This window comes from Phenylobacterium sp., assembly GCF_004799395.1.
GTDB lineage: Bacteria > Pseudomonadota > Alphaproteobacteria > Caulobacterales > Caulobacteraceae > Phenylobacterium.
On record NZ_SSMZ01000088.1, the window covers coordinates 1 to 7,468 of the forward strand.

Below are 7,468 nucleotides of genomic sequence, written 5' to 3' on the forward strand. Positions count from 1 at the left end.
CGGTGCGGCCCAGGACCACCGCCTCGACGACCAACAGGGTGGCCCCCGCGGCCAGGTCCGCTTCGAGCGTCCTTGAAAGATCCGCGGCGTCGAACAGGATGGTCTCTTGCGGCAGCCAGTCGATGCGCGCGCCAGGACCCACGTCCAGGCCAACGCTCACCGCCGCATGGCCGTCGCGGGCGCGGTAGACCTTCTCGCAGGCCTGGGTGGTGAGGGTCAGCGAGGCGCCGGCCTCGGCCCTCGCGCGCCAAGCCATGCGGTCGCCGCCGGTCAGGCCGCCGGAGGTGTTGATGGCCACCGCCTCCAGTGAACGGGCCGCCCGGTCAACCGGCAGGAGGATCTTGCCACAGCCGTCCTGATAGAGCCGTTTGAGCCGGGTGCGGCCGGTGTCGGCCGCCACCTCGATCCGGCCGGCGCCCTGCGCCCGCTGCAGGGCAGGGAGCGGTCCGACGTCGAGGTCGAGGAAGGTGGCAGTGGCAGCACTCATCTGGCGACTGTGGCGGGGCGCATGGGCAGGAGTCCAGCACCTCCATGCCCTGCGGGCAGCGACCGTACGGCGATCACGGGGTCGCCGCCGCGGCTTTGCGGTTCAGGACCAGGTTCAGAAGGATCGCGGTGACGATGCCCAGCATGACGCCGTTGTGCAGGAAGGTCGCCGCCGTGGCGGGAAACCTGTCGAAGAAGCGTCCGTCGGCAGTCGGGATCAGGCCGACGCCCAGGCTGATCGCCACGACATAGAGGTTGGTCTTGTTGCGAAGGTCGCTGAGGCCGAGGGTCTGGACGCCGTTGGCGGCCACCATGCCGAACATCACCAGCGCTGCGCCGCCTAGGACCGGCTGGGGGATGGCGGTGACCAGGAAGGACAGCTTCGGCAGCGTGCCCAGCAGCAGCAGGATCACGCCGGCGGCGGCGCAGACAAAACGGCTGCGCACCCCGGTCATGGCGACGATGGCCACGTTCTGGGAATATGACGTGTAGGGCAGGCTGTTGAAGAACCCCCCCACCGCCGCGCCCAGGGCGTCGGCGCGCAAGCCGCGCGCTAGGTCCTCCGAGGTCAGCGGCTTCTCGACGATGCGGCCGAGCGCGAAGAGCATGCCGCTGGATTCCACCATGGTGATTAGCATGACGATGGTCATCGAGGCGGCCGCGAGCAGGTCGAACCTCGGCAGGCCGAAGTGCAGCGGCGAGACGAGGCTGAACCAGCCAGCGCGCGCTACGGGTCCAAGGTCGATCCGGCCCAGGGCCCCCGCAACGGCGAACCCCGCGGCGATGCCCAGCAGGACGGCGGTGTTGGCTAGGAAGCCCTTGGTGAAGCGTGTCACGCCCAGGATCACCAGGATGACGAACACGGCGACCGCGGCGCCCCATAACTCGCTGGGCGAATTCCCCGCGCCATTGCCGGAGACCCAGTTGACCGCGACGCCCATCAGCGACACGCCGATCAACAGCATGGCGGTGCCGGTGACCACCGGGGCGAAGAGGTGCGACAGGCGGCTGAACCAGGGCGCGATCACCAGGCCGATGAGCCCTGAGACGATCGTGGCCCCGAACACGCCGGGCAGGCCCAGCCCTGGGTTGGAAGCGATGGCGATGCTGGGCCCCACGGACACGAAGGTGACTCCCATCATCACCGGCAGCCGCACGCCGATGAAGCCGATCCCGATGCACTGGATCAGGGTCGCGATCCCGCAGGCGACCAGGTCGGAACTGATCAGATAGGCCGTCTGGTCCGCGGCCAGGTGCAGGGCGCTGGACACCACGAGCGGCACGGTGACCGCGCCGGCGTACATGGTGAGGACGTGCTGCGCCGCGAGCGTCAGCAGCCGCAGCGGCGGCAAGCATTCATCGACGGAATGCGGCGCAGCGGCGGGGGCGAGGGTCGCCTGACGATCTTCCAGCTCGCCCACCGCCATCACCTCATGTTCGTTTGCCGTCGGCGAGGCGGCCATCGCCCGATCCGTCGTCGATTCATCTTCAGTGAGTCTAGCGGCGGGTCGGCAGGGTCGCTGCTTCGCCCCTCATGGCGCCCCCACGAGGCGCGCAGTTGCTTAGGATATGGGCGGTGGCCCGGAACTCTGCGTTCCGCCCATACAGCCGAGCTGAAATTGCGCCGTGTAATGAGGGTTCCGTTGGTTCCCCCCGCGGCGCCTCGCGCTTCATCGCCTGACCACGGTGAACAGAGTCGACGACCTCCGATCGACACGCCGCCTGCCTGTCGCGCGCCCTCGGGCGGCGGTATCTAGGGGATATTCGATGAGCAGACTGAGCCTCTTGCTGGCTGGCGTTTCGATCGCCTGCCTTGCCGTCACCGCCGCGCGCGCGGAGGACAAGCCCACGGTGATCGAAGAGGTGGTGGTCACCGCCCAGAAGGTCGAAACCAACCTGCAGAAGACCCCACTGGCCATCACGGCCCTGAGCGGCTCAGCCCTGGAGCAAGGCCACATCGTGGCCCCGAAGGACCTCGACAACATCGTCCCGGGCCTGGTGGTCAACACGACGCCCTCGAACCCGCTGTCGATCAGCATTCGCGGCGCCGGCTACGAAGGCATTGAGAACACCTCCGCCCAGCCGGGCGTCTCCTACAACCAGAACGGCGTCTACATCGCGAGCCCGATCTCGCTGAACGCCAACTTCCTGGACGTCGACAAGCTGGAAGTCCTGCGCGGCCCGCAAGGCACCGTGCTGGGGCAGAACTCTGACGGCGGCGCCATCAACGTGACCACCGTCCGGCCGCAGCTCGGCGCCTATACCGGCTACGCGGACATCAGCGGCGGCAGCTACAGCTACGACCGCGTCCGCGCCGTCGGCAACCTGCCGGTGGGCGACACTTTCGCGGTGCGCGTGGCCGTGCAGCAGGAAGCCCACGACGGCTGGGCCGTGGCGACCGGCGTGCCGGGCACGGGCGGCAAGTACGACCTCAGCGACGAAGACAGCTTCAACGCCCGCATCGATGCGCTCTGGAAGCCGATCGACCCGCTGAGCATCGAGCTCTGGGTCGAGCACTATCAGAACGACACCAACGGCGACGCCTACAAGAACCTGCTCGACCCGAACCCGGATCCGCGCAAGCTGACCCAGGATTTCCCGTCCAAGATGAAGCAGCGCTCGGACAACGCCGCGCTGACCGTCGGCTACGATCTGGGCTTCGCGAACCTGAAGTTAATCGGCAGCTACCAGCAGGGCAGCCTCGACGGGTCCGAGGACCTGGATAAGCTGGACTACGCCACGGCCCTTCCGATCCTGGGCGTGCATGACATCGACGTCGCCAACAACCGCGACGGCCACAGCTACACCGCCGAAGTCGACCTGACTTCGAAGTCAGGCACGGCGCTGGATTGGATCGTCGGCGCCTTCTTCCTCTACCAGCGCTACAACGAGGCGGTTGAGGAGTACCAGTACAACAACAATGCCGCGAACCAGGCCGCCTACGCCGCGGGGGACTTCAACTTCTACGCGCCGTACGGCCTGCCGGTGAACCTCAGCCCGAGCAATCCCTACTACGCCGAAACCGCCAATTTCAACGGTCCCATCGCCTTCGAGACGCGCGACACCCAGAAGCTGGAATCCGGTTCGATCTATGCCCAGGGCACCTATCACATCACCGACGCCCTGCGGGTCACCCTGGGCGCGCGCGGTACGGTCGATAACCAGATCGGGGTGATCCAAGACTACTTCGGCCTTACGGACCGCAATAACGGCGCCTCCTTCGCGGTCCTGAAGACAAAGTTCACCAAGATGACGGGCCGCGCCGAGATCGAGTACGACATTGCGCCGTTGAACACGGTCTACGCCATGGTGTCCGACGGCATCAAGCCGGGCGGCGCCAACCTCAATCCCGGCGCGGTCAACATCCCTCTGGTCTTCGCGCCGGAGCGGGTGGACGCCCTGGAAATCGGCTCCAAAAACGAGTTCTTCGGCAAGACGCTGCGGGTCAACCTCTCGGCCTTCTACAACAAGATCCACGACTTCCAGGTGGACAGCGAAGACCCGATCCCGTTCCAGGGCGGCCTGACGAACGTTCCGGAGTCGCATGTCGACGGCCTGGAGGCCGAGGCCACCGAACTCCTGCCCTACAACCTGCGCCTCGACGGTAACCTGACCCTGCAGCAGAGCCGGGTCGACAGCCACCAGCAACTGCTCGACCCCGCTGTGGCCGAGCAGATCGACATCGCCAACGGCGGACCGTTCAACGGCAACGACGTCAACCAGCGGTTCGCCGCCTTCAACGCTTCGAGCGGCGACATCTACGGTCACCAACTGCCGAAGGTGCCGCCCTTCACAGGCAACGTCGCCCTGCAGCACAACTGGTATTTCGCCGATGGCGGCAAACTGACCTCAAGCGTCCACCTGATCTATCGAAACCCCTACTATTTCCGGATCTACAACAGCCCGACGACCGACCTGGTGCCGGTGCAGCGGCAGGCGGACCTGAATTTCACCTACACATCCGCGAACGCCCACTGGCATGCCGACTTCCTGGTCATCAACCTGACCAACAGCGACTCGGTGAACTCGCGCTACACGGACAACTTCGGCACTTTCATCACCGCCAACTACTACGTTCCGCCGCGCCAGTTCATCGTCAGGCTCGGCTACAGCTTCTGATAGCGCGCGGCTGACCGGGCGGAGACAACCGGTCAGCCGTCGATCAGCTCGGCGGCCAGCTGGTTGTGCCGCCGGATCAGGGCCGGAAGATCGACGGTGGTCAGCTCGCCCTCCCGCACAACCACCCGTCCATTGACGATGGTGTAAGCGGCCGAGATCGGCCCGCAGAACGCCAGGGCGGCGACCGGATCGTGCCGGGCGCCGGCGAAGGCGACGGTGTTCAGGTCGAAGACGGCCAGGTCCGCGGCCATGCCCGGAGCCAGGGCGCCGATGTCGTCGCGTCCCAACACCCGCGCGCCGCCGAGGGCGCCGATCTCCAGCGCCTCCCGCGCGGTCATGGCGCCGGGGCCGTAGCGAACCCGCTGCAGCAGCATGGCCTGGCGCACCTCGCTGAGGATGTGGGCGGCGTCATTGGAGGCCGAACCGTCGACCCCGATGCCCACCGGGACGCCGGCCCTGCGCATGTGTCCGATCGGGGCGATGCCCGAGGCCAGCCGCATGTTGGAACAGGGGCAGTGGGCGACGCCGGTGCCCGAGGCGCCGAACAGGCCGATGCCTTCCCGGTCGAGCTGCACGCAGTGGGCGTGCCAGACGTCCGACCCTAGCCAGCCCAGATCCTCAGCGTAGCGGGCCGGCGTACGGCCGTAGCGCTCCAGGCTGTAACGCACGTCGTCGCGATTTTCGGCGAGATGGGTGTGCAGCGACACCGCGTACTGCCGGGCGAGCGCCGCGGTATCGCGCATCAGCTCGCGGCTGACCGAGAACGGCGAGCAGGGGGCGAGCACGATGCGCAACATCGACCTGGGCGCAGGGTCGTGGAAGGTCTCGATCAGCCGGACGCTGTCGCGCAGGATACGGGCCTCGGACTCGGTCAGGGCGTCCGGCGGCAGCCCGCCCAGGCTTTCGCCGATGCTCATGGCGCCCCGCGCAGCGTGGAACCGCATGCCGATCTCTGTCGCGCCCTCGATGCTGTCGTCCAGCCGCGCACCGTTGGGGAATAGGTAGAGATGGTCCGATGAGGTCGTGCAGCCGCTCAGCAGCAGCTCGGCCATCGCCAACTGGGTCGAGACGCGGATCATCTCCGGCGTCAGCCGCGCCCAGATGGGGTAGAGCGCCCGCAGCCAGCCGAACAGGCTCGCATCCTGCGCTCCGGGCGCCGCGCGGGTCAGGCTTTGGAACATGTGGTGGTGGGTGTTGATCAGACCTGGGCAGACGATGTGGTCCGCCAGGTCCAGGACTTCGTCGACGGTCTCCGGCGGAGCTAGGTCGGCGCCGATCGCCACGATCTGATCGCCGACAATGTGGATCGAGCCGCGGCGGATCTCCCGCCGTTCGGCGTCCATGGTGACGATGACGTCGCAGTTCTTGAGAAACAGGCTCTTGGCCACTCAGGGATCCTACCGTCGCCGCTTTGAGATGATGCCGCTTCGGCGGCGCCGCCAACCGAAGAACGACCCGTAGCGCGAAAAGGCAGCTGCCCACGGCCGCGGCGCCGCGAACCAAAGCAGGCGCCGCAGCGCAGCGCATTTCCTTTGAAACGGGGTGCGGGCGGCGTTGCGGTCCATGTACAGCTGGCGTGTCGACGTCGCCGACGCAGCTGTGTTCCTGGGACCTCTTCGATGAAAGCTCCGGTTGGTATCGAGCCGATCTCGCCGGCGCCAAACGAAGGCGCGATCGCGCGCTACTTTGGGTTTGCGGCGCGCGGGGCCAATGCGCGCACCGAAGTGCTGGCGGGGGCGACGACCTTCCTCACCATGGCCTACATCGTGCTGGTGAATCCCGCGATCCTGGGCCAGGCCGGAATGCCGATTGCGGCTGTCGCGGCCGCGACCTGTTTCGCCGCGGCCTTCGCCAGCATTCTCATGGGCTTCATAGCGAATGCGCCGCTCGCGCTGGCGCCTGGCATGGGCTTGAACGCCTACTTCAGTTTCACGGTGGTGCAGCAGATGCATGTGCCGTGGCCGGTGGCGCTGGGCTGCGTCTTCGTTTCGGGATGCGCCTTCCTGCTGCTGACCCTTTGCGGCGTCCGTCAGCTGATCGTGGCGGCGATTCCAGCCCACCTGTTCTCGGCGGTGGCTGGGGGCATCGGCCTGTTCATCGGCTTCATCGGCCTCAAGGACGCGGGTGTCGTTGTGAGCAATCCCGCGACCTTCGTCGGCCTGGGCAACCTGAGGTCGCCTGATCCTGCCTTGGCCCTCTTTGGACTGGCGTTGATCGCGGTCCTGAGCCTCTGGCGCGTGCGTGGCGCCGTGTTGATCGGGATCGTCGTGACCACCGCGCTGGCCGCTCTGCTGGGAAGGGTCAGCGCGCCGACCCAGGCCTACCATCTCAGCGAATTCACCCAGACAGCCTTCAAGCTGGATCTACCTGCGGTGTTCGGCTTTGGCGGCCATCATGGACTGGGGATCTTCGAGATCCTGTTTGTCTTTCTGTTTGTGGATCTCTTCGACAATCTGGGCACCTTGGTCGCGGTCACCAAGCGCGCGGGCCTGATTGACGAGTCCGGACGGATACCCGGCCTCAACCGCATGCTGCTCGCCGATTCTATCGCCACAATGGTGGGAGCTTGCGCCGGCACCAGCACCGTCACCTCCTATGTGGAAAGTGCGGCAGGCGTTGAGGCGGGCGGGCGCACCGGTCTCACCGCTATCGTCACCGGCGTGCTGTTTCTCTGCGCCATGTTCGTCGCGCCCTACGCACAGCTTGTGCCGCTCGCCGCGACAGCGCCCGCGCTGATCCTGGTCGGCGCCTTGATGATGGCGCCACTGGCTGAGATTGCGTGGGATGACGCCTCGATCGCGACCCCCGCATTCCTCACGGTCGCGATGATCCCTTTGACCTTCTCGATTGCCAACGGCCTGGC

Annotated in this window: 5 protein-coding genes; 2 read left to right on the forward strand and 3 right to left on the reverse strand. The window is 66.7% G+C overall.

Annotated features, from left to right (window positions below):
* Positions 1-487, reverse strand: a 487-nt coding sequence (locus E8A12_RS06365; RefSeq protein ID WP_293367081.1) for an urease accessory protein UreD, incomplete at its 3' end; no start/stop codon positions are given.
* A 73-nt stretch (positions 488-560) separates the two neighbouring features.
* Positions 561-1,949 (reverse strand): nucleobase:cation symporter-2 family protein, encoded by a 1,389-nt coding sequence (locus tag E8A12_RS06370; protein WP_293367082.1) that lies wholly within the window; start codon positions 1,947-1,949, stop codon positions 561-563.
* A 304-nt stretch (positions 1,950-2,253) separates the two neighbouring features.
* On the opposite strand from E8A12_RS06370, the gene E8A12_RS06375 reads away from it, so the two are divergent.
* Entirely contained in the window at positions 2,254-4,605 is a 2,352-nt protein-coding gene (locus E8A12_RS06375) for a TonB-dependent receptor (protein ID WP_293367083.1), read from the forward strand.
* A gap of 32 nt (positions 4,606-4,637) precedes the next feature.
* Here E8A12_RS06375 and E8A12_RS06380 read toward each other — a convergent pair whose 3' ends face one another.
* Complete coding sequence (locus E8A12_RS06380) at positions 4,638-5,993, reverse strand: 8-oxoguanine deaminase (protein WP_293367084.1); 1,356 nt, start codon at positions 5,991-5,993, stop codon at positions 4,638-4,640.
* Positions 5,994-6,359: 366 nt separating this feature from the next.
* Between E8A12_RS06380 and E8A12_RS06385 the strand changes: the two genes are divergently transcribed.
* The coding region (locus tag E8A12_RS06385) for an NCS2 family permease (protein ID WP_293367085.1) at positions 6,360-7,468 on the forward strand (1,109 nt) is incomplete at its 3' end.

What these genes read in the sequence shown, in the direction of transcription:
- E8A12_RS06375 (WP_293367083.1), top strand. Translation starts at nt 2,254, where the DNA reads ATGAGCAGACTGAGCCTCTTGCTGGCTGGCGTTTCGATCGCCTGCCTT.
- E8A12_RS06370 (WP_293367082.1), bottom strand. Translation starts at nt 1,949, where the DNA reads ATGGCCGCCTCGCCGACGGCAAACGAACATGAGGTGATGGCGGTGGGC.